A 20,764-nucleotide genomic window follows, 5' to 3' on the forward strand; every position below is an offset into this window, starting at 1 on the left:
GAGGAAAGTGTCGGGACTGAATATGAAATCGGCTGAAATACCGCTTGCGCCAGTCAGTCAGAATGAATTGCAGGCGATGGCTTATACCGATCCGCTGACCGGCTTGGGGAACCGCTATCGTATGCGTGACCGCGCGCGCGTACTTTCCGTCGAGCGCGCGAGCGATCCTGCACCCTTCACCATCGGCATCGCCAATCTGGATTCCTTCAAGCCGATCAACGATCTCTTCGGTGTCGAAGCCGGTGACGAGATCCTTTGCCAGGTCGCACATCGCTTGAAAGCCTGCATTCCCGACGGCGCCACCGTCACCCGCCATGACGGCGACGAATTTGCTTTCGTGCTGCCGCTGGTCTTCGAGCGTGTCGGCGCGGAGAAGTTCGGGCAGATGATCCGCGAGGTATTGTCGGCGCCCTATGATCTCGGCGACCGCAACGTCCGCCTTTCCGCCTCCTTCGGCTTCGCCATCTATCCTTTCGCCGGCGAGCAATTCGAAGATCTGCTGAAAAGCGCCGAGACGGCGCTTTATCGTTCCAAACGGCGCGGACGCGGCCAGATCACTGTCTATTCTAAAGAGATCGCCCAGGAGATGAAGCGCGCGACGCAGCTTGAACAGGCGCTGCGCAATGCCATCATTTCCAATGCTATCGATGTGCATTTCCAGCCGATCGTCTCGCTCGCAAACAATCTCATCGTCGGTTTCGAGGCGCTGGCTCGCTGGAACGACGCCGATCTCGGCTTCGTTTCGCCCGCCGTCTTCGTGCCGCTTGCCGAAGAGCGCGGTTTTATCGATGCTCTTTCCGAGACCTTGCTGCGTAAGGCGGCGGAGGCAGCACTTTCCTGGCCGCGCGAGCTTTTCCTCTCCTTCAATCTGTCATCCGCGCAATTGATGGATCCCGGCACGAGCAGCAGCATTCTTGCCATTCTCGGCCGCGTCGGCCTCGATCCGCATCGCCTGGAGCTGGAAATCACCGAGACCGCGGTCATGAGTTCGGCTGACACGGCACACCGCATCATCGCCGATCTCAGGGCGGCCGGCGTGCGCATCTCGCTGGATGATTTCGGCACCGGGCAATCCAGCCTCGGCCGCCTGCGCGATTTCATCTTCGACAAGGTGAAGATCGATCGCGCCTTCGTGTCGCGCATCAATTCCGACCGGGCCTCCGAACACATCATCAAGGCGATCCTGGCGATGTGCGAAGGGCTTGACCTGCAAGTGGTTGCAGAAGGGATCGAGGATTATGCCGAGGCGGCGACGCTCCGGTCGCTCGGCTGCGCCATGGGGCAGGGCTACTATTACGGCAAACCCGCCGATAGCGTCGCGACGCTGCGATATCTCCACGAGAACCACTTCGAACTGGGCGGTGAGCGCGAAAACGCCTGAACGTGAGGGCGGCGGCAGATACGAAAACGGCGGCCTGTAAAGCCGCCGTTTTCACTGGTGCCGCGACAGCCTTCGTTATTTGTTGGTCGACGAGGTCGTCGTGGTGTCGGTTCCAGGCACCGCAGCCGTTGCCGGGGTCTTTGCAGCCTTTTCGGAGGCCTGCATGGAAAGCGTCTTGAACTCCGGTGCGGCCTTCAGCGACTCAGCCGTTTCGGTGGTCGTCAGCTTGATGCTGCCGTCCTGGGCGTTCTGGGTAGCGGTGATCTTGTCGAAGGGAACAGCAACATTCTTCTGGCCGAGGCCCAAAAAGCCGCCGACGCCGACGATCGCGGCAACGATACCGCCCTGCTTCTGCAGGATAAGGTCGTCGATGCTACCGATGCTTTTGTTCTGACCATTATAGACCGATTGGCCTATATAGGTCTTGGCACTCATCTGATCTGCCGACTGCTCAGTCAGATAGCCCGCACCCTGCGCCGTGGTTGTCGTCGGCGCCGGAGCCGGAGCCTTGGCATCATTTTGCATCTTGGCAGCCGGCTTGGTGGTGTCCGGCGTTGCCGGGGCGGTTTTTGTCATCGGCGCAGTATTATTGTCGGTTGACGGCTGCTGCTGCGCCAAAGCCATCGGGGAAAGAACCGATGCTGTAGCAAAGATTGCGCCAGCAGCGGCGGAAGTGAACAATTTGCCGGTCATCGTGAACCTACCTTTCATTCAGATGGGCATGTTCACCAGCTCGGGCGGGGCCACTCCATTGGCTGACCATCACCGTGCCGGTTCGTTAAGGAAAAATGGTCGAACGAGGGTTTAGTTCCGGCAAGAGTTGCTGGAAACGGCCGCATATCGCCGCGGTCGGACCGAAATAACGCGAAAAATCAACGGACGGTGTGTCGCTTTGTACAACCGAGGCAATTGATCCTTCAGATCGGTTGCGGCGGCGAGCGGGCTGGGTTCGGCGTCCGAGACTGCTTTGTTTTATCAGCACAGGCCGGCAAAACTTTGCCGGCCGCATGTCCCCCGCGGAGCGAGAAGACGATAAAATACAATCAAAGTTTGTAAACTGGGTCAAAAACGCCCTTGACTGTGGGGCCAAGTTCGAGAAGCGCGCCGGCTTGCGGCTGCATCGAGCGAGCGTCTTCATCGAGACCTTCCCAGGCCGTGGTCACCGCGAGGCGATCAGCGTTCTGGCCGATGAAGGCCGGGCAGGAGGGCTGCATGGCGGGCACACGATAGCGCTCGATGCGCAGGCCGTCAGGGCTGTAGCGATCGACGAAACCGGAGCCCCAGCGGGCGTTCCAGATATAGCCGTCGCCATCGCAGACGGAACCGTCGAGGCCGCCGGGATCCTCCATGCTATCGACCATGACGATCGGTTCACCGACGGGAAGCCCGGTCAGCGGGTCGACCAGCACCCGCATCAACTGACTGATGCGGGTATCGGTGAAATAACCGATGGTCCCGTCAGGTGAAAAGCAGATGGAGTTTGGAATGCTGAGCTGATCGAAGATTTTCGTTACCTTGCCGGCAGCGACATGATAGATCGCGCCGGCCTGCAATTCGGCCCGCTTGCCCATGGTGCTGATCCACAGCGAACCGGAAATATGCGTGCGCCCGTCATTGGAGCGGTTCTCCGGTTTGTCCGCCTCGATCGCAGCATAAAAGGTCAATTCGCCGGATTTGATATCGCGAAGAAACAGCCCCTCTTCGGTGGCGATCAATTGCCGTTCGGCGTCGACGCGGGCAAGCACGCTCGCCATCATGGGCAGAGCATGAACTTCCTTCTTTCCCGTCGCCAAATGCAGTTCATGCAGCTCCTTGCCGAGAATGTTGAACCACCAGACTGTATCCGTATTGGGGTCATAGGTCGGTCCTTCACCCAGGACGGATGCGGTGTTGCAGAGAATATTGCCCTGGAAATCATGAATGTCGGTCATATGGATCAGGCTCCTACTGCAGCATCATAGGCTAAAATGGTCACCTTGGCGCGTTCGGCAACCTCTGCCACCGTCATTCCCGGCTTGTAGAGGCTGGTGCCGAGACCGAAGGCCAGGATCCCGGCTTTGGTGTAATCGGCGAAATTCTTATCCGAAACGCCGCCCACTGCCGCGATGACGAGCTCAGGCGGCAACACAGCGCGGATGGCGGTGATACCGGAGGCGCCAAGCACGCCTGCCGGGAAAAATTTAAGCCCCGTCGCGCCGGCGCGGGCGGCCGAAAGCGCTTCCGTCGCGGTGAACACGCCGGGCATCGTCACCATGCCCTTGTCGCGGGCGCGGCTGATGACGGCGGGCTCGACATTCGGCGTCACCAGCAGCTTGCCGCCGGCCGCGTCCAGTCGGTCGACATCGTCTACCGTCAGCACCGTGCCAGCGCCGATCAGGCAGTCTGCGGGCGCCATCTTGGCGGCGATCTCGATGGAGCGGAAGGGTTCCGGCGAGTTCAGCGGGATTTCAATCGCCGTCAAGCCGGCGTCGATCAGCGCGCCGACGATGTCAGCCGTCTCCTCGGGCTTGATGCCGCGGAGAATGGCGATGAGCGGGCGCTTCATGGCAGGGAAGGGGATGCGGGTCGTCATCAGCTTTTTCTTTCGTCAATTCGGCCAGATCGCCTTCGCAGCGGCAGAGAGCCCGCGGCGGACGGCGGCATCGGCATCAACAGTCGTATAGGTGAGAGAGAGGATGCGGAACGCATCTTCATAGAGTGCCTGCAGGCGTCCGGAGGCGACCAGAGTGATCGAAGCCCCTTGTCCGGCAGATGACAACGCGCCGGCGATTTCGGCGCCGATCAGCGTGCCCGAGATCAACGCTTGTGCGCCTGCCGCTGTCAGGCCGTGCAGAAGTTGGCCGGCGCGAGCGGTAAAGAGCAAGTTCGTTGCGAGGGCCGGTTTGTTGAAGCCGGCTTTGATCGCGGAAGCGAAGGCGTTGCTGTCCGCAGGCATCTCGGCCGCGCCGGCAACGGCGTGCGATAGGATACTGTGCTTGGTGATGACATCGAAGAGCTCGCCGGTCATGAAGGTCGAAAAGCCGGTGACCTGGCCGTCGACGACACGCACCCATTTTGAATGGGTGCCCGGCATGCAGATGAGCTGCTCGCCTTTGGCGTCGGCAGCGATCGCGCCGAGCAATTGCGTCTCCTCGCCGCGCATGACGTCTGGCACTTCCTGGGCGCGCTGCGCAAGGCCCGGCAAAATGCGGACATCGCGTGATTGAGCCGGGACGGAGACAGCGGCGGTAAGGATGGCGGAGAGCGACGTTGGCGTGTCGATATAGCCGGCTTCCACCCAGCCCTGACGTGCTCCGGCCATGCCGCAGACGATGACGGGAAGGTCTTCCGGCGCGGCAAGGGCATCGAGATTCGACTGCAGCACTTTGGCGAAACCTGTCTGTGCCGCCGAAGTCATGCCTTCGCCGCTGCGGCGCTCGCCGAGAATACTGTCATCTTCGCCGATCAGCCACAGCCGGAAACTGCTAGTGCCCCAATCGACCGCTATATATGCGGGCCGTGCCATTTAAAAATACCTCTGATTTTCCACTAGAAAATACCTCCGTCGACAATGACGGACTGCGCCGTGATACTGCCGGAGCAGTTGGACGCGAGAAAAAGCGTTGGGCCGACCAGATCGGCGGCCTTTAGAACATGTTTGAGGCACTGGCGCTCGACCGTCTTGGCTATGGCTTCTTCCGTCAGCCAAAGTTCCATCTGCCGCTCGGTGACCACCATGCCCGGCAAGACCGCGTTGACGCGGATATTTTCCGGTCCGAAGCGGCCGGCAAGGCTCTTGGTCAGGCCGATGACGCCCGCCTTTGCGGTTGCGTAGGCGGAAAGATGCGGCGGGTTCATCTTGAAGACGATCGACGAGAAATTGATGATCGCCCCGCCGCCGGCGCCACGCATGCCCGGCGCTGCCGCCTGCGAGACGAAAAAAACCTGCTTGAGGTTGATCGCCTGGTTGTTGTCCCAATACTCCTCGGTCGTCGTGTCGATCTCGTGCCGGTCGTCCCAGGCTGCATTGTTGACGAGGACGCGAATCGCGCCAAGATCGGTTTCGACGGCGGCGACGGTGCTTTTAATGGCACCGACATCGCGCAGGTCGGCATGATAGAAGGCGACGGGATGCGCCGATCGCGGAGAAAGCCGGGCGACAAGCGCCTTGCTCGGCTCCTCTGCTATGTCAATGAAGGCGACCTTGGCACCCTGTTGGGCAAAAGCTTCGACAAGTGCGGCGCCGATACCGGAACCTCCGCCGGTGATCAGAACGGTGCGATCCCTGAGATCGGGAAATTGTGCCACTGCCTCGGTCAAGTTCGTTTCCTCCCGGAATTGAAAGCACCTTCTTGTTCCATTATATGGAACTGAATTTGACTATATGGAATTATCCGATTACCCTTCCATCGTGTCAAGGACATGAGGGTATGTCAGCGGCGCGCGGAGGCAATCGTGAATTCGAAGCAGGGCGACGACATGCGGGAAAACCGTCGCGGCCGGGAAACCGGTACGCTCGGCAAGCTCATGGCGCTCGTCGATCTCGTTGCGCTGGCCGATCGCCCGATGCGTTTCACCGACATCCTGTCTCTCTCCGACCAGCCGCGGGGCACGCTGCATAGGCAATTGTCGCACCTCGTCGAAGAAGGGCTGCTGGAGACCGATCGCGACGGATGTTATCTGCCCGGCATCAGGCTCTTGAGCCTTGCCTCCCGCAGTTGGGCGCGCAATGAATTCCGCACCGTCGCCGAGCCGCATCTGCGCCTATTGCAGGCGCAGACCGGTGAAACCGTGCACCTCGGAGTCCTGCGCGGCATGGAGGTCATCTATCTCGACAAGGTCGAAGGCCGGCAGTCCGTGCGGATGTATTCGCAGATCGGCAATGCCTCGCCGGCCTATTGCACCGGCGTCGGCAAAGCCGCTTTGTCCGCGCTCGACGATATCAGCTTCGAAGCGCGTGTCGCCGGGCTCGAGTTTCACGCCTACACCGAGCATACCCATCGTAGCGTGGCGGATCTCCGGGCCGACATCAATGACATCAGGCTGCGCGGCTGCGCTTTTGATCGCGAAGAGCACGAGAACGGCATATGCTGTGTCGCCGCGCCGATTCACTCGGATGACAACGAAATGCTGGCCGGCGTCTCGGTGACTGGCCCCGCCTACCGCGTTACGTCGGAAAAATTGCAGGAATGGGCGCCTTTGGTAAGAGCAGCGGCGGCCGCGATCATGCAGGATATGCGCAGTCGGCTCGGTCCCAGGCGCTAAATTCGCCTGTTTTTCTCGGCTGTCATGTGAAATTCACCAATTTGGCCTTTCGTGCGCTGGACCTTGGCCAATTTGCACGTTTAATCTGACTTGCTTGTGAGAATCGCGGGTGAACCTGCCGTTCTCCTTAATGCCTGCTGCTGCACTCGGAGGAGGTTGGCGACCGGTTATTCGGCGCTGCAGTAAATAGTGTCGCAGCAGGAGAAATTTTTAAAAATTTATAATTGATCAAACGTCGGCTTATCGGCGTTCACGTAATGACCCGGAGGCTTGGAGGCGGCGGTTTCGCGTTTGTGCCCCTCCTTTATATACAAAGAAGACTAATGATGGCAGCATTGGTGCAGGCGGGAAAACCCCCTCGGGGCGAAGATTACATTGATGAAATTAGCGGTCTGAAAACACAGTTCGATGTTTTTCGTTTCATGAAGCGGCTGACCGAAGCCTATCGCTGCCGGGCTTTCATGGTTCTGAACCTGCCGCCGGTGACATCCTTCGATCTGCAGAGCAATTCGGTCATCAACAACTGGCCCGCCGAACTCCTGGCTACTTACGATCAGGAGGGGCTGATGGCGAATAGCCCTGTGCTGCGGCGCCTGCGCAGCTCCACACTGCCTTTCGTCCACGAGACGACGGCGAATACCGATCGCGACGATAGCAGGAGCCAACTCATCACAGCCCTGTTCGAACGTTTTCGCATGACGCGATGCCTCTATCTGCCGACTCATGATGCATCCGGTCTTCGCGGCGCGATATCGCTTGCCGGCGATCGCGAGCCATTCACCCCTGAAGAGATCAAGGATCTCTGCTATGTCGCAATCTATGTTTTCGACCGGCTCGCCGAAATCCGCAATATGGACATCCGGGTCACCGACGCGCTGACGGACCGGGAGATCGATTGCCTGAACTGGACGGCCGCCGGCAAGACCAGCGCGGAAATCGCCGAGATCCTGACCCTCTCCGAACATACGGTCAATCACTACCTGAACCGGGCCACCAAGAAGCTGGACACCGTCAATCGTACCCAGGCAGTTGCCAAGGCGCTGCGGGTTGGATTGATTAAATAATACGTCACCCGCCGGGACAGAACGACCGAAATCCTGGCAAATTTGTGCGTGAATTTTGTGCGTTGCACATTAAATTTGCCGACATAGTTGCGTCGAGTTGCGAGCTGGGTTGCCGTCGAATTTGTAATTGATTGAAAAAGCATCGCTTTTTTGATTTCGCGAAATTGGCACGCTTTCTGCATTTCAATCGTCAGAAGTCCAGAGGGGACTTTGACAACAGCGCCGACAAACGCGCGCGGATCCGGCGGCCGTTGCCGATACCACAGCTATTGCTTCCCAGAGCGGCAGGTATCGGCGGCGGCTGTTGCTTATTTGGCACGTCCTCAAAATCAACCGGATTTCCGATGCAATTTTTCGCGCTCGCACCCTACTTCTTTCAAAGCTTTGCTTTATGTCCGCCGCTGACATTTCAGTCTCCAAGGGAGCGTTGCGGCTGGTAGGGCTATATGCCCGGCGGACCTGCCGGCCGCAACGGACTGAGTTCTGTGTCGATATTCCCTTAATTTCGTTTGGCGAAGTTCCTTCACTCTACTATCTAAGGCTCAAGAGATCTGGAGCGCTTGCCACGTGGGCGTCCGTGCGACGATCCGAATGGAAATCGTGCAGTGAGGATGGAATGACCGACATCACCAAGGAACAGGTTCTGGAAACGCTGAGGACCGTTCGTGGCCCCGACCTGGAGCACAATATCGTTGAGCTCGGCATGGTCTCGGATGTCTTCATTTCCGATGCCAAAGTCTATTTCTCGATCACGGTTCCGGCAGACCGCGCCAAGGAACTGGAGCCGATGCGACTTGCCGCCGAACGCGTGATCAAGGAATTGCCCGGCGTCAAAGGCGCCTTGGTGGCGCTGACCGCGGACAAGAAGGCCAGCGCCGCTGGTGCGCCTGCCGCTCAGCCGGCTCCTGCCCAGCCGCATTCCCATCCCCATAGCCATGCGCCGCAACATCAGCCGCGCGCCGGCAAGATCGGCGTGCCCGGCATCGGCGCAATCATCGCGGTTGCCTCCGGCAAGGGTGGCGTCGGTAAATCGACCACGGCCGTCAACCTCGCGCTCGGCCTGCTCGCCAACGGCCTGCGTGTCGGCATTCTGGATGCTGATATCTACGGGCCTTCCATGCCGCGCCTCCTGAAGATTTCCGGCCGGCCCACGCAGATCGACGGCCGCATCATCAACCCGATGCAGAATTACGGCCTCAAGGTCATGTCCATGGGTTTCCTGGTCGAGGAAGAGACGGCAATGATCTGGCGCGGGCCGATGGTGCAATCGGCACTCCTGCAAATGCTGCGGGAAGTCGCCTGGGGCGAGCTCGACGTGCTCGTCGTCGACATGCCGCCAGGCACCGGCGACGCGCAGCTTACCATGGCGCAGCAGGTGCCGCTCGCAGGCGCGGTCATCGTTTCGACGCCGCAGGATCTGGCGCTGATCGACGCCCGCAAGGGCATCAACATGTTCCGGAAGGTGGAGGTGCCTGTCCTCGGCATTGTCGAGAACATGAGCTATTTCATCGCTCCGGATACAGGTGCCCGCTATGATATCTTCGGTCACGGCGGCGCGCGGAAGGAGGCCGAGCGCATCGGCATACCCTTCCTCGGCGAAGTGCCGCTGACCATGGGTATCCGCGAGACTTCCGATGCCGGAACGCCGCTGGTCGCTTCCGATCCAAACGGTACCGTCGCTGCCATCTATCGCGACATCGCCGCCAAAGTGTGGGCGCAGGTCAGCAACACGCCTCAGCGCGCCGCACCCTCCATCGTCTTCGAATAATTCACAACGGCGTGTGCTGAGCAGCGATTGCCTTGCCCGCGCCGTGTGCTATGACTTCGCACGATTTGAATCTGCGGTTAAAGCGCGCATCGAAGGGGTTGCGACTTGATTCTTTGCGAGCTTTGCTGCATATGCGCCGCCGGCGTGAATTTGGTCGGGCATATCCGATGACGGCCATCCGCCAATTGGTGACTTCGTCTCGCCTGAGCAATCGGCTTTGTCATGACGGACGAAGGATTGATACAGCGGCGCAATGGAGCATGGACACGGATTCCCAGCCGAACCGGCGGGATACGCCCGGAGTTTTATGATTTTTTCTCACTGTCCATTGGCAGAATCGCGGCGGGAGCGCACAAAGCGCCGTGGTTATAGCTTTGCCTCCGCCGTGCCGAGGACGATCCGTTGATCACGGCCTATTGCTCCGATTGCAAGCCGCTCGAATTGGCGGATCTGTCGACTATTGCCCAATTGCCGGACAACGCCATCTGGATCGATATGGTCGAGCCATCGCGTGAAGAAGAGACGAACATCGAGCGCCTGCTTGGGCTGGAGGTGCCGACGCGTGAGGATATGAAGGATATAGAGCCTTCGAGCCGGCTCTATGTCGAAGATGGCGCGGTCTTCCTGACGGCGTCGCTGCTTTGGAAGGCCGAGACCAACCTGCCGACATTGACAGATGTCGCCTTCATCCTGACGGGCCATCGCCTGATCACCATCCGCTACGCGCGACCGAAATCCTTTGCGCTGTTCATCGCAGCGCTGCAGCGCATTCCGCTGGAACGGCGCACGGGTGTCTCGCTTCTGGCGAAACTTCTGGAGACAATCGTCGACCGCACGGCTGAGATCCTTGAACAGACGGTCTCCAGCATCGATATATTGTCGGTGCATGTGTTCGGCGACCGCATGAAGAAAATCCGTCGTCCGTCGAACTATCTGGAAGAGAAACTCAAGGACGTTGCAGGCTATCACCGCACGGTCAGCAAGGTGCGCGATAGCCTGAGCTCATTGTCGCGGGTTTTGACCTTCCTTCAAACCATCCCCGCCATGCAGCAGGATCGTGAGGCCAAGGAATTGTGCCGCAATGTCTCGCGGGATGTGCAATCTTTATCTGAACATGCGTCCTTCGTCGCCGGTAACATTACCTTCCTGCTGGATGCATCGCTCGGCCTGATCAATATCGAGCAGAACGCTATCATCAAGATTTTCTCGATCGCCTCCGTGGTCTTCCTGCCGCCGACGCTTGTCGCCTCGGTCTACGGTATGAACTTCGAGTTTATACCGGAGTTGCATTTCGCCTACGGATACCCGGCATCGTTGCTTTTGATGGTGGTTTCCGCCGTTGTTCCGTTTCTCTTTTTTCGCTGGAAAGGCTGGCTCTGAGAGTCTAGTGATCCTGAATGTCTGACGAAACCCATCATTCTCCCGACGGGAAAATGAACGCTCGTAAGCTCGCATACCTCGCCCTCGGCTCGATCGGGGTCGTGTATGGCGATATCGGCACGAGCCCGCTCTATGCTTTTCGCGAGGCGCTGAAGCCGGTGGCTGCCGACGGTCTGACGCGCGGCGAGGTCATCAGCGTCGTCTCGCTGATGTTCTGGACGCTGACGATCATCGTCACCATCAAATATGTCCTTTTTCTGCTTCGGGCAGACAACGACGGCGAAGGCGGCACGCTGTCGCTGCTGGCGTTGTTGATGAAGACGGCGAACGGCCATACGGCCATCCTGATGCTCTTGGGACTGATGGGTGCCGCACTCTTCCTCGGCGACGCCATGATCACCCCGGCGCTTTCGGTTCTCTCCGCCGTCGAAGGTCTGAAGCTCGTCACACCGACACTGTCGGACTATATCGTGCCCATATCGGTCGCGATCTTGGCGCTGCTTTTCGCGATCCAGTCGCATGGCACCGGAGCGGTCGCCCGTTTCTTCGGCCCGATTACCGCACTCTGGTTCATCGTCATGGGCCTTGCCGGCATCATGCACATCTCCGATGATTTCAGCATTCTGGCCGCACTCAATCCCTGGTACGCGGTCAGCTTTCTCGTACGGGAAGGCTTCCTCGGTGTCGTCGTCCTGGGCGCGGTGTTCCTGACCGTGACGGGTGCGGAAGCGCTTTATGCCGACCTCGGCCATTTTGGCCGCCGCCCGATCCAGTGGGCCTGGTTTGTGATTGTGTTTCCGTCGCTGACGTTGAATTACTTCGGTCAGGGCGCCCTGGTGCTGCGCAACCCCATGGCAATGTCCGATCCGTTCTTCCTGATGTATCCGCATTGGGCCATCCTGCCGGTGGTCATTCTCGCCACGCTGGCGACGATCATCGCCAGTCAGGCGGTTATCACCGGCGCCTTCTCGCTCACGCGCCAGGCAATCCATCTCGGCTTCCTGCCGCGCATGGAAATCCTCTTCACCTCCGAGACCAATACCGGTCAGATTTTCCTGCCGTCGGTTAACACCGTGCTGTTCTTCGGCGTCATCTTCCTCGTGTTGAGTTTCAAGACCTCGGATGCGCTGGCAACGGCCTATGGCATCTCGGTGACCGGTGCGATGGTCGTCACGTCGATCATGGCCTTCGAATTCGTACGTGTGCGCTGGAACTGGACGCTGCCGATGGCGGTGGGCGTGCTCGCGCCGCTGCTGTTGCTGGAGTTCGTCTTCCTTGGCGCCAACCTCTTGAAGATCCACGACGGCGGCTACGTTCCGGTGCTGATCGCGACGGCTTTCACCGTGATCATGTGGACCTGGCGGCGCGGCACAGCGATCCTGATGGAGAAAACGCGGCACACCGATATTCCGTTGTCGTCCTTCGTCAGTTCGATCGAGCGCAAGAGCGACCACTCGCCGGCGCATGTCCCCGGCACGGCAATATTCCTCACCAGCGATCCGGAATCGGCACCCGCGGCGCTGTTGCACAATCTGAAGCATAATCACGTCCTGCACGACAAGAACGTCATCCTGACGATCCGCACCATCAACAAGCCGCGCGTCGTGCAGGAGGATCGCTACTCGGTCGAGAAAGTCTCCGATCGCTTCTCGCGTGTCGAGTTGCGCTTCGGCTTCATGGAATCGCAGAACGTTTCGCAGGCGTTGGCGACCTTGCGCAAGACGGGCCTGAAGTTCGACATCATGTCGACCTCCTTCTATCTCGGCCGCCGCAAGCTGGTTCCGGACGCCAAGTCGGGCATGCCGCATTGGCAGGATCGGCTCTACATCGCGCTCGCCAACGCCGCGACCGACCCTTCCGACTACTTCCGCCTGCCGGCCAACCGCGTGGTGGAACTGGGATCGCACGTCATCATCTGACGCCGATCGATCAGCTTGCTTGCATCGGAGGCCCGGTGGAAATCCGCCGGGCCTTTTGCTTGCGGCTTCCCGGATAGATGCATGGCGGCCGAAATTAACCATCCATCAAGGTTAATCAGAGATTATTCCGGCTCCTAGTCCAGAGTGCCGTTTGGAGTCCGGTAGTGCCTTGTCCGCGTCGTGTCCCTCGCAAATTTGGTCTTTTGCCGAAAAACTGGACTTCGCCAGCCGTCTTCGGGCTTTGCGCATGGCTGATCTTTCCTTCGGCGGTGGCCTATGCCGATCTTGCCGGTCTACTGGCGGGCATCGATAGGGGGAGTAGCAACTGGCGCATGGTCATCACCAATTCGCCGGCGGGTTCGACACATCAGGCCGAGCTTGCCTTCGGCGACGCGTCGACCGCTACTGCCATTGGCGACGGCGGTCTCGTCCTGCCTGATGGCCGCCGCGTTGCCTTCCTGTCGCAGCAAAAGGGCAGCGATCCCAAGCCGGACGAAGAGCGCATCAATCGCCAGGACAAGAAGGGCAGGGTGGTCGCCGTTGCGCCGATGCAGCCGCCCAAGGACTTTTCCGCCGGCTCTGTGCTGCAACGCGACAGCCTGTTGCTCCGCCCCGAACTGGATACCAAGGACAAGACGGCTTTCCTGAAGCCGAAGATCGGCGGCAAGGAAATTCAGATTGCCACGGCCTTCTATCGGAAGGAGCCGCCGAAACCCGACAACAGCGTGCCGTCTTATCTTGCGAGCCTGGTAACAAGCCAGGATGCCGATGTCCTCGCCGCCGCCTATGCATCGCCGCCGCCGGACTATGCCCGCGTCTCGCCCTTCGATTCGATCCTCGCCAAGGATCAGGACAATCAGGGCCGCTTCGTGCCGCAGATCGGTCCTGAGGATCATGCCTGGGCCGCGAATGTCCTGCCGCCTTCGGTCTTTTCCTCCGACGAACAGCAATGCCTCGCCACGGGTATCTATTTTGAAGCGCGCGGGGAATCGGTAAAGGGGCAGGCGGCCGTCGCACAGGTCATCCTCAACCGCGTTCGCAATCCGGCCTATCCGAAAACCATCTGCGGCGTCGTCTATCAGAACGACGACTGGCATAATGCATGCCAGTTTTCCTTTGCCTGCGACAACGTCAAGGATCGGGTCAACTCGCCTGAACATTGGAAGATCGCCCGCCAGGTCGCCATGGCCGTGACCGCCGGCAAGATCTGGCTGCCGGAAGTCGGTTCGGCCACGCATTATCATGCCGTCTACGTCCGGCCGAAATGGGCGGCCGAGATGGTAAAGGTCGGCCGTATCGGCATGCATATCTTCTATCGTACCTATGGCGGCGGTTGGAGCTGACGGTCTGTTGCGATCCGATTCCGCGAGCGCCGGGCGAGCGGCAAAAAGGCCACAGAAAAACCCGGCCTGAAGAGGATTCTTCGGCCCAGTTTTCCGCCCGCATCGCATATTCGCCCTAAGTTTATGATTTAATTCGGCTAATTTATGGCTGGACAGTTGGCGTCTACGCCTTGACTATGCTTTTTCCTAAAACTATGTTGCGCGCGACTTCAAAACGGGCCGAAAAGGTGGCGAAACCTGCCGTTCGTTTACGCGTTGACCGGGGTAAAGGGGTTGCGCGCAGCGAAAATGGAAGGACATCACCATGGTGGATGACCGCGACGAAGGTCTGGAAAAGCGACGGGAGCAATTGGGAGCCGATCTGGCGAGCAAGCGTTCTGCGTTGGGAGAGGATGAACGAGGGGAGGTTCGCGCCGAGGAGAGCCGCAAAGGCTATGCCGAGGCGATGAAGCTTTCTAGCGAATTCATTGCTGCCATCATCGTCGGCGCTGTTCTGGGCTATATGTTCGACCGTTTTGTCGGCACGACGCCGTGGGGCATGATTATTTTTCTGCTTCTGGGATTTTGTGCCGGCGTTCTGAATGTTCTGCGCTCTGCGGGCAAGGTGGCGACACCTATGCTCGAGAAGCACGGGCTTGATAAGAAGTGAGGCGGAAGCGGCGCTGCGGTGCTGTTTCCTGGTGAGAGGCATCCGCTCTGACGAGCGGGAAAATGAAAGAGAACAAGCGGTGGCAAACGGACCTACCCATCAGTTCCTGATCTTCAAGATTATCCCGATCGATATCGGCGGAATTGATTTTTCGTTCACCAACGCATCCTTGTTCATGGTTGCCTCTGCAGTGATCTCTGCCGGATTCCTTTATTTTGCCACCTCGCCCCGCAGCGTCATTCCGAGCCGCGCCCAATCGGTGGCGGAGATGGCTTACGAGTTCATCGCCTCGATGCTGAAAGAAGGGGCGGGAACCAAGGGGATGCAGTTCTTCCCGCTGGTCTTCTCGCTCTTCATGTTCGTGCTGACGGCCAACCTGCTCGGCTTGGTCCCCTATTTCTTCACCGTCACTGCTCAGATCATCGTTACTTTCGCGCTGGCGCTTCTGGTTATTCTGACGGTCATTATCTACGGCGCCATCAAGCATGGCTTCGGCTTCTTGAAGCTCTTCGTGCCGCAAGGTGTGCCCGGCATTCTGTTGCCGCTGGTGGTGGGGATCGAAATCATATCCTTCCTGTCCCGGCCGGTTTCACTCTCCGTTCGTCTTTTCGCCAACATGCTGGCAGGCCATATCACGCTCAAGGTGTTCGCAGGCTTCGTTGCCTCGCTCGGAGCCCTTGGCGCCCTTGGCATCGGCGGCGCTATTCTTCCCTTGGCTATGACGGTCGCCCTGACCGCTCTCGAGCTACTCGTCGCCTTCCTTCAGGCTTACGTCTTTGCGGTGCTGACTTGCATGTACATCAATGACGCAATCCACCCGGGTGGCCACTAAGGATTACCGACATTGACGTCTGCAGGGCGTCAGTCATTCGCCGCAACAACCATTTCAAAGGAGTTCAACATGGAAGCGGAAGCAGCAAAGTTCATCGGCGCAGGTCTGGCTTGCTTTGGTATGGCCGGTACGGCTCTCGGCCTCGGCAACATCTTCGGCAGCTACCTGTCCGGCGCACTTCGCAATCCGTCTGCCGCTGACAGCCAGTTCGGCCGTCTGGTATTCGGTTTCGCCGTTACGGAAGCTCTGGGCATCTTCTCGCTGCTCATCGCTCTCCTTCTGCTCTTCGCCGTCTGATATCAACGGCATGATAGATCACGGTTCGCGAGACGGCGGACCGTGATTCTTTGTATTTGCAGACCACCTGGAGGTGAGCATGTTTGTGACCCCGGCTTATGCTGAAGAAGCACCGCCGGCAGCCGGCGCGGTGCATACGGAGACGGGTGCGCCCGATCAGGGCCATCACGCAGGCGTATTCCCGCCGTTTGACCATACGACGTATCCGTCACAGCTCCTTTGGCTGGTGATCACCTTTGTCATCTTCTACGTGACCATGCAGAAGATCGTCATTCCACGTGTCGGCGGCATTCTGGAAAGCCGGCACGATCGCATCGCTCAGGATATCGATGAAGCCTCGCGTCTGAAGGCCGAAGCCGATGCTGCTGTTGCGACCTATGAAAGCGAATTGGCCGCGGCGCGCGCCAAGGCGAATTCGATCGGTGCAACCGCCCGCGATGCCGCCAAGGCAAAGGCTGAGGAAGATCGCAAGACGATTGAAGCAAGCCTTTCCGAGAAGCTGAAGGCCGCTGAGGTGCGTATCGCCGAGATCAAGGCGAAAGCCTTTGGCGATGTCGGTGCCATTGCCGAAGAAACCGCCGCTGCCGTTGTCGAGCAGCTCGTTGGCAATGTTGCGGGCCAGGCAGACGTCGTTTCGGCTGTTGCCGAAGCATCCGCCAAGCGGGAGGGTTGATCCATGGAATTCGGTCTCGACGAAACTTTCTTTGCCTTCGTCGCTCTCATCATTTTCCTCGGCCTTGTCGTCTATCTGAAGGTGCCGGGCATGATGGCCAAGTCGCTGGACGACCGCGCCGATCAGATCCGCAACGATCTGGCGGAAGCCAAGCGCCTGCGTGAAGAGGCCCAGCATCTTCTGGCCGAATACCAGCGCAAGCGGAAGGAAGCCGAAGCGGAAGCGGCCCATATCGTTGCGGCAGCCGAGCGCGAAGCAGAAATGCTGACGACGGAAGCCCGCAAGAAGACGGAGGAATTCGTCGCCAATCGTACGGCGCTTTCCGAGCAGAAGATCAAGCAGGCGGAAGCCGATGCGATGAAGGCCGTGCGTTCCGCCGCTGTCGATCTGGCTATCGCTGCCGCCGAATCCGTGCTCGCCAAGAAGGCCGACGGCCGCGTTCAATCCGAACTCTTCAGCAACGCCGTTGGCGAAGTGAAGGCACGGCTGAACTGAGCGCATAAAGAATCGATCTTTGGAAAAGCCCGGCTTCGGCTGGGCTTTTTGCATTTGAAGGCTACAACTCAACCGCGGCAACATTTGACGGCGGCTCTGGAGTCAAACTAAATTTCGGCCTCGTTTTAAGGAGGGAGATGGTGATGCCGAGTGGGGACGGGGGCGCAGGACCATTTCGCCATGATGATCTCGTCCACCGGCGCACCCGTCCTTGGACAGGAAGCGTTCACGCCCTGCTCTCTGCTCTTCAATCACATGACTTTACGAACGCGCCATTGTCCGCCGGGTATGACGCGACATGGGAGAGGGTGAGCTTTCTTCCTGGCGAGACCGGCGATCTGGATGAGAATGCGGCTATGAGGTCCATGACAGCCCTGCGGTCGGCGGCGCGACTGCTGCGGCGCTATCATGACTGCACTGCACTGTTCATGCGGCCATTGCTGGAGGACCAGACATGGCAATTGCCGCCGCGGCTACCATTCGAGGTGATCTGCCATGGCGATTTCGCGCCGTATAATGTTGTTCTCAATCGCGACGAGGTGACAGATATCATCGACTTTGAGACCGCCCATCCTGGCCCGCGTTGCTGGGATCTCGCCTACGCCATCTATCGCTGGGCGCCTCTGTCCGCCGGCGTCGCGATCAAAGATCTCGGCGAGCTCGACACACAAATTCACCGCACTCGCATCTTTCTTGATGCCTACGGCCTACCCGCAAAAGAACGAACTGCATTGCCGGGCATGATCATCGACCGTCTGAATGCTCTGGTCGGGTTTATGGAAAGCGAGGCGGCCAATGGTGTGGAACGATATCGCCGCAATATCGAAGAAGGCCACGATCACGTCTACCGGCGCGATGTCGCCTATATCGGCGAACACAGGGAAGAGATTACAGCAGGCCTTGTTAAATGAAGGATGGGAAGGCGGCTGTCAGGCCTCTTCTCTTCGAAGGGGCCGGAAGCTCATGCGATGCAGCGAGCAGGGGCCGTGCTTCTCGATGCCGGCGCGATGCTCGGGCGTAGCGTAGCCGACATGGGAGGCAAAGCCGTAAGCGGGAAAGACGAGGCCTGCGCGAGCCATCATCCGGTCGCGCGTCACTTTGGCAACGATCGAGGCCGCGGCGATGGAAAAGGAGCGGGCATCGCCTTTGACCACGGCTTTCCCCGGACAGGCAAGACCAGAAGGCACATCCAGCCCATCCGTCAGCACATAGCTTGCCGGTACGGCAAGGCTGCAGATGGCACGGCGCATGGCATCCAGGCTCGCCTTGCGGATATCGGTGATGTCGATGCGGGCCGCACTCGAAGAAGCAATGGCGACGGTGGCGGTTGCGAGGATTTCGACAAACAGCGCCTCGCGCCTTATGGCCGAAAGCTGCTTGGAATCATTCAATCCCTCGGGAATGCGCTCCGGGTCGAGAATAACAGCGGCCGCGACGACCGGACCTGCCAGAGGCCCGCGTCCCGCCTCATCGGCACCGGCAACCGGCCAGTGCCCGGCGCGACGGGCAATCAGTTCCAACTCGAAGGTCGGAACGATCGGCTCCTCTTCGAAAAGCATGGGAGAATCGGATGGTGTGCTGCGTGGCATGCGGCAAGCTCGCACACCACCCGATCTCCTGCAAGCCCCCGGTGGATCAAGGCGGCGAAACCGAGGACTTTTCCGGCGGGCAGGGAAACCCGCGGGGAAAGGGTGAAGCAATTCCAGGAAAAGTGCTTGAGCGGCTTTCCGTCCGGAATTGCAAAAAAAACAAAAGAGAGAGCGGTTCTAAGATTCCGTGAAAAGCTGAACCGCTTAGAGCAGCGAAAGCTGCACGCCGCTGCCATCCGGCGGCACAAACAGGTCATCGCGCAGCGCGATACTGCGACGGGTGAGCTCCAGCCGCTTGATCGCCATTTCGAAACGGCGGCTGATTTGCCAGGCATAGGGGCCTGCACCCTTCATGCGTTTGTCGAACTCGGCATCATAATCCTTGCCGCCGCGCATCGAGCGGATCAGCGACATGACATGGCGGTAGCGATCCGGATAATTCTGCAGCAGCCAATCGCGGAAGAGCGGGCTGACCTCCAGCGGAAGGCGCAGGATGACGTAGCTCGCCTCTATAGCGCCGGCGGCCTTGCTGGCATCGAGGATACGTTCGATTTCATGGTCGTTGAGCGCTGGAATGATCGGCGCCACCATGACGGCGGTCTGGATGCCGGCCTCGCTGAGCGCCCGGATCGCTTCCAGCCGCCGCTGTGGCGTCGCCGCGCGCGGTTCCATGGTGCGCGCCAGTTTGCGATCAAGGGTGGTCACAGAAATACCAACCCGAACCAGGTTCTTGGCGGCCATCTCCTTGAGGATGTCGATATCGCGCATGACGAGCGCCGACTTGGTGACGATCGCAACAGGATGGTTCGCCTTGTTCAGGACTTCGAGAATCTGGCGCATGATGCGCCATTCCTTCTCGATCGGCTGATAAGGATCGGTATTGGTGCCGATGGCGATGACGCGCGGCTTATAGCCCGGCTTTGCCAGTTCTCGTTCCAGAAGCCGCGCTGCGTCCGGTTTGGCGAATAGTTTCGATTCGAAATCGAGCCCCGCCGACAGGCCCATATAGGCATGCGTCGGCCGCGCGAAACAATAGATGCAGCCATGCTCGCAGCCGCGATAGGGATTGATAGAGCGATCGAAGGAGATATCGGGAGAATCGTTGCGCGTGATTGCCGTGCGCGGCTTCTCCACCTGCACTTCGGTTTTGAAGGGCGGCAGTTCTTCCAGCGTCTGCCAGCCATCATCGAATATCTCGCGCTTCAGCGGCTCGAACCGGCCGCTCGGGTTCAGTCCGGCACCACGACCGCGCCTGCGGTCGATCTCTACTCTGAGACCGGTGTCGGCGATCAAAGCATTGGCAACGTCTGCCGTATTGGCAGGCGCAAATGCGGCCTGCCCTGCAAGGGACTGCTCGTTCATCGGTAACTCCTGGGGCGGTTCATGCCATCGCATGCCGCGTCTAAGGTGATTAAATTCCTATCCGACAAATGAGAACAATGCAAGAACAAAATGCGCAATCACCCGTCGCTTCGGGCTGCATAGGCGGAAACATCCGGAGATCGGAGCGGCATTTTGACTTGCCGTGCAAGCCCTACTTTAGACCTTCCGGATTTCACTGATATGCGCTGGCAATAAATTGTGCGGCGCTCTATAAATGGGCAATGTTGACGGTAATCATTGAATGCCAGGATCAGGAATCTGAACTGGCGCAGACATTGGCGGCATTGGTGGCGGGCGCGATCGAAGGGCTCGTGTGCGACGTCGTCATACTTGATAACGGCTCGCGTGACGGCACCTCGCACGTTGCCGACGCTGCGGGCTGTCGTTTCTATTCGCAATGGGATATCAAGGACATATTGAGTTCGGCGCGCGGCGAATGGCTGCTTTTCGTCGAGCCCGGCGCCCGCCCGCAGGCCGGCTGGATCGATGAGATCGCCGAATATATCTCGCTCAACAAGGTGCCGGCGCGCTTCACCGCGTCGCGCGGCTATCGCCGGCCTTTGCTGCAGCGCATCGGCCGCAGCCTGCCGCCTCTGGAGCTGGGCTTGCTCCTCTCTAAACGACAGGCCATTGCGGCCGCCAAAACGGGTATGCGGCTTGCCGAATTCGCCAAGGGGCAGGAAAGCCGCCAACTGTCGAGCGAACTGATTCCTTCCTGGGTCGCACGCGCAGCGCGGTGACCTGGCT

The 20,764-nt window shown here is 59.3% G+C and carries 21 protein-coding genes; 14 read left to right on the plus strand and 7 right to left on the minus strand.

Annotated elements, in window-relative coordinates; genetic code table 11:
* The first annotated feature begins 22 nt into the window (after positions 1–22).
* Positions 23–1,381: an EAL domain-containing protein gene (locus QA646_RS01885; RefSeq protein ID WP_283057265.1), complete on the plus strand. Its 1,359-nt coding sequence runs from the start codon at positions 23–25 to the stop codon at positions 1,379–1,381.
* 75 nt (positions 1,382–1,456) lie between these two features.
* On the opposite strand, the gene QA646_RS01890 is transcribed toward QA646_RS01885, so the two are convergent.
* From QA646_RS01890 to QA646_RS01910, 5 genes are all read right to left on the minus strand, one after another.
* On the minus strand, positions 1,457–2,074 hold the full coding sequence (locus QA646_RS01890) for a PRC-barrel domain-containing protein (protein ID WP_283057266.1): 618 nt from the start codon (positions 2,072–2,074) through the stop codon (positions 1,457–1,459).
* 350 nt (positions 2,075–2,424) lie between these two features.
* Positions 2,425–3,312: an SMP-30/gluconolactonase/LRE family protein gene (locus QA646_RS01895; RefSeq protein ID WP_283057267.1), complete on the minus strand. Its 888-nt coding sequence runs from the start codon at positions 3,310–3,312 to the stop codon at positions 2,425–2,427.
* 5 nt (positions 3,313–3,317) lie between these two features.
* On the minus strand, positions 3,318–3,953 hold the full coding sequence (locus tag QA646_RS01900; RefSeq protein WP_283057268.1) for a 2-dehydro-3-deoxy-6-phosphogalactonate aldolase: 636 nt from the start codon (positions 3,951–3,953) through the stop codon (positions 3,318–3,320).
* Positions 3,954–3,968: 15 nt separating this feature from the next.
* Positions 3,969–4,886 (minus strand): 2-dehydro-3-deoxygalactonokinase, encoded by a 918-nt coding sequence (locus tag QA646_RS01905; RefSeq protein ID WP_283057269.1) that lies wholly within the window; start codon positions 4,884–4,886, stop codon positions 3,969–3,971.
* A gap of 23 nt (positions 4,887–4,909) precedes the next feature.
* Positions 4,910–5,680 (minus strand): SDR family oxidoreductase, encoded by a 771-nt coding sequence (locus QA646_RS01910; protein WP_283057270.1) that lies wholly within the window; start codon positions 5,678–5,680, stop codon positions 4,910–4,912.
* Positions 5,681–5,839: 159 nt separating this feature from the next.
* On the opposite strand from QA646_RS01910, the gene QA646_RS01915 reads away from it, so the two are divergent.
* From QA646_RS01915 to QA646_RS01970, 12 genes are all read left to right on the plus strand, one after another.
* Positions 5,840–6,625: an IclR family transcriptional regulator gene (locus QA646_RS01915; protein ID WP_283058939.1), complete on the plus strand. Its 786-nt coding sequence runs from the start codon at positions 5,840–5,842 to the stop codon at positions 6,623–6,625.
* Positions 6,626–6,951: 326 nt separating this feature from the next.
* Positions 6,952–7,689 carry an autoinducer binding domain-containing protein gene (locus QA646_RS01920; protein ID WP_283057272.1) on the plus strand — a complete coding sequence of 246 codons (738 nt, stop codon included), beginning with the start codon at positions 6,952–6,954 and terminating at the stop codon, positions 7,687–7,689.
* Positions 7,690–8,305: 616 nt separating this feature from the next.
* Positions 8,306–9,457: an iron-sulfur cluster carrier protein ApbC gene (gene apbC / locus QA646_RS01925; protein WP_283057274.1), complete on the plus strand. Its 1,152-nt coding sequence runs from the start codon at positions 8,306–8,308 to the stop codon at positions 9,455–9,457.
* A 402-nt stretch (positions 9,458–9,859) separates the two neighbouring features.
* Positions 9,860–10,837, plus strand: coding sequence for a magnesium transporter CorA family protein (locus QA646_RS01930; RefSeq protein ID WP_283057275.1), 978 nt, complete (start codon positions 9,860–9,862; stop codon positions 10,835–10,837).
* 17 nt (positions 10,838–10,854) lie between these two features.
* A complete protein-coding gene (locus QA646_RS01935; protein WP_283057277.1) occupies positions 10,855–12,756 on the plus strand; it encodes a potassium transporter Kup in 1,902 nt (633 codons plus the stop codon).
* Between the two features lie 164 nt (positions 12,757–12,920).
* Complete coding sequence (locus QA646_RS01940) at positions 12,921–14,099, plus strand: cell wall hydrolase (RefSeq protein ID WP_283057278.1); 1,179 nt, start codon at positions 12,921–12,923, stop codon at positions 14,097–14,099.
* Positions 14,100–14,403: 304 nt separating this feature from the next.
* Positions 14,404–14,748, plus strand: coding sequence for an AtpZ/AtpI family protein (locus tag QA646_RS01945; RefSeq protein WP_283057279.1), 345 nt, complete (start codon positions 14,404–14,406; stop codon positions 14,746–14,748).
* Positions 14,749–14,827: 79 nt separating this feature from the next.
* Positions 14,828–15,580 carry a F0F1 ATP synthase subunit A gene (locus QA646_RS01950; protein ID WP_283057280.1) on the plus strand — a complete coding sequence of 251 codons (753 nt, stop codon included), beginning with the start codon at positions 14,828–14,830 and terminating at the stop codon, positions 15,578–15,580.
* A gap of 69 nt (positions 15,581–15,649) precedes the next feature.
* The gene (locus QA646_RS01955; RefSeq protein WP_028750571.1) at positions 15,650–15,877 is read left to right on the plus strand and encodes a F0F1 ATP synthase subunit C; all 228 of its coding nucleotides are present in this window, start codon (positions 15,650–15,652) and stop codon (positions 15,875–15,877) included.
* 79 nt (positions 15,878–15,956) lie between these two features.
* Positions 15,957–16,550: a F0F1 ATP synthase subunit B gene (locus tag QA646_RS01960; protein WP_283057281.1), complete on the plus strand. Its 594-nt coding sequence runs from the start codon at positions 15,957–15,959 to the stop codon at positions 16,548–16,550.
* A 3-nt stretch (positions 16,551–16,553) separates the two neighbouring features.
* On the plus strand, positions 16,554–17,045 hold the full coding sequence (locus QA646_RS01965; protein WP_283057282.1) for a F0F1 ATP synthase subunit B: 492 nt from the start codon (positions 16,554–16,556) through the stop codon (positions 17,043–17,045).
* Positions 17,046–17,188: 143 nt separating this feature from the next.
* Positions 17,189–17,956 carry a phosphotransferase gene (locus tag QA646_RS01970; RefSeq protein WP_283057283.1) on the plus strand — a complete coding sequence of 256 codons (768 nt, stop codon included), beginning with the start codon at positions 17,189–17,191 and terminating at the stop codon, positions 17,954–17,956.
* Between the two features lie 18 nt (positions 17,957–17,974).
* Here the strand turns inward: QA646_RS01970 and QA646_RS01975 are convergent, their stop codons facing one another.
* Complete coding sequence (locus QA646_RS01975) at positions 17,975–18,634, minus strand: ribonuclease HII (protein ID WP_283057284.1); 660 nt, start codon at positions 18,632–18,634, stop codon at positions 17,975–17,977.
* Between the two features lie 204 nt (positions 18,635–18,838).
* A complete protein-coding gene (locus tag QA646_RS01980) occupies positions 18,839–19,996 on the minus strand; it encodes a PA0069 family radical SAM protein (protein ID WP_283057285.1) in 1,158 nt (385 codons plus the stop codon).
* Between the two features lie 242 nt (positions 19,997–20,238).
* Here QA646_RS01980 and QA646_RS01985 point away from each other — a divergent pair, with 242 nt between their 5' ends.
* Entirely contained in the window at positions 20,239–20,757 is a 519-nt protein-coding gene (locus QA646_RS01985) for a glycosyl transferase (protein ID WP_283057286.1), read from the plus strand.
* The last annotated feature ends 7 nt before the right edge of the window (positions 20,758–20,764 follow it).

The organism is Rhizobium sp. CB3090 (assembly GCF_029714285.1).
Classification (GTDB): Bacteria; Pseudomonadota; Alphaproteobacteria; order Rhizobiales; family Rhizobiaceae; genus Rhizobium.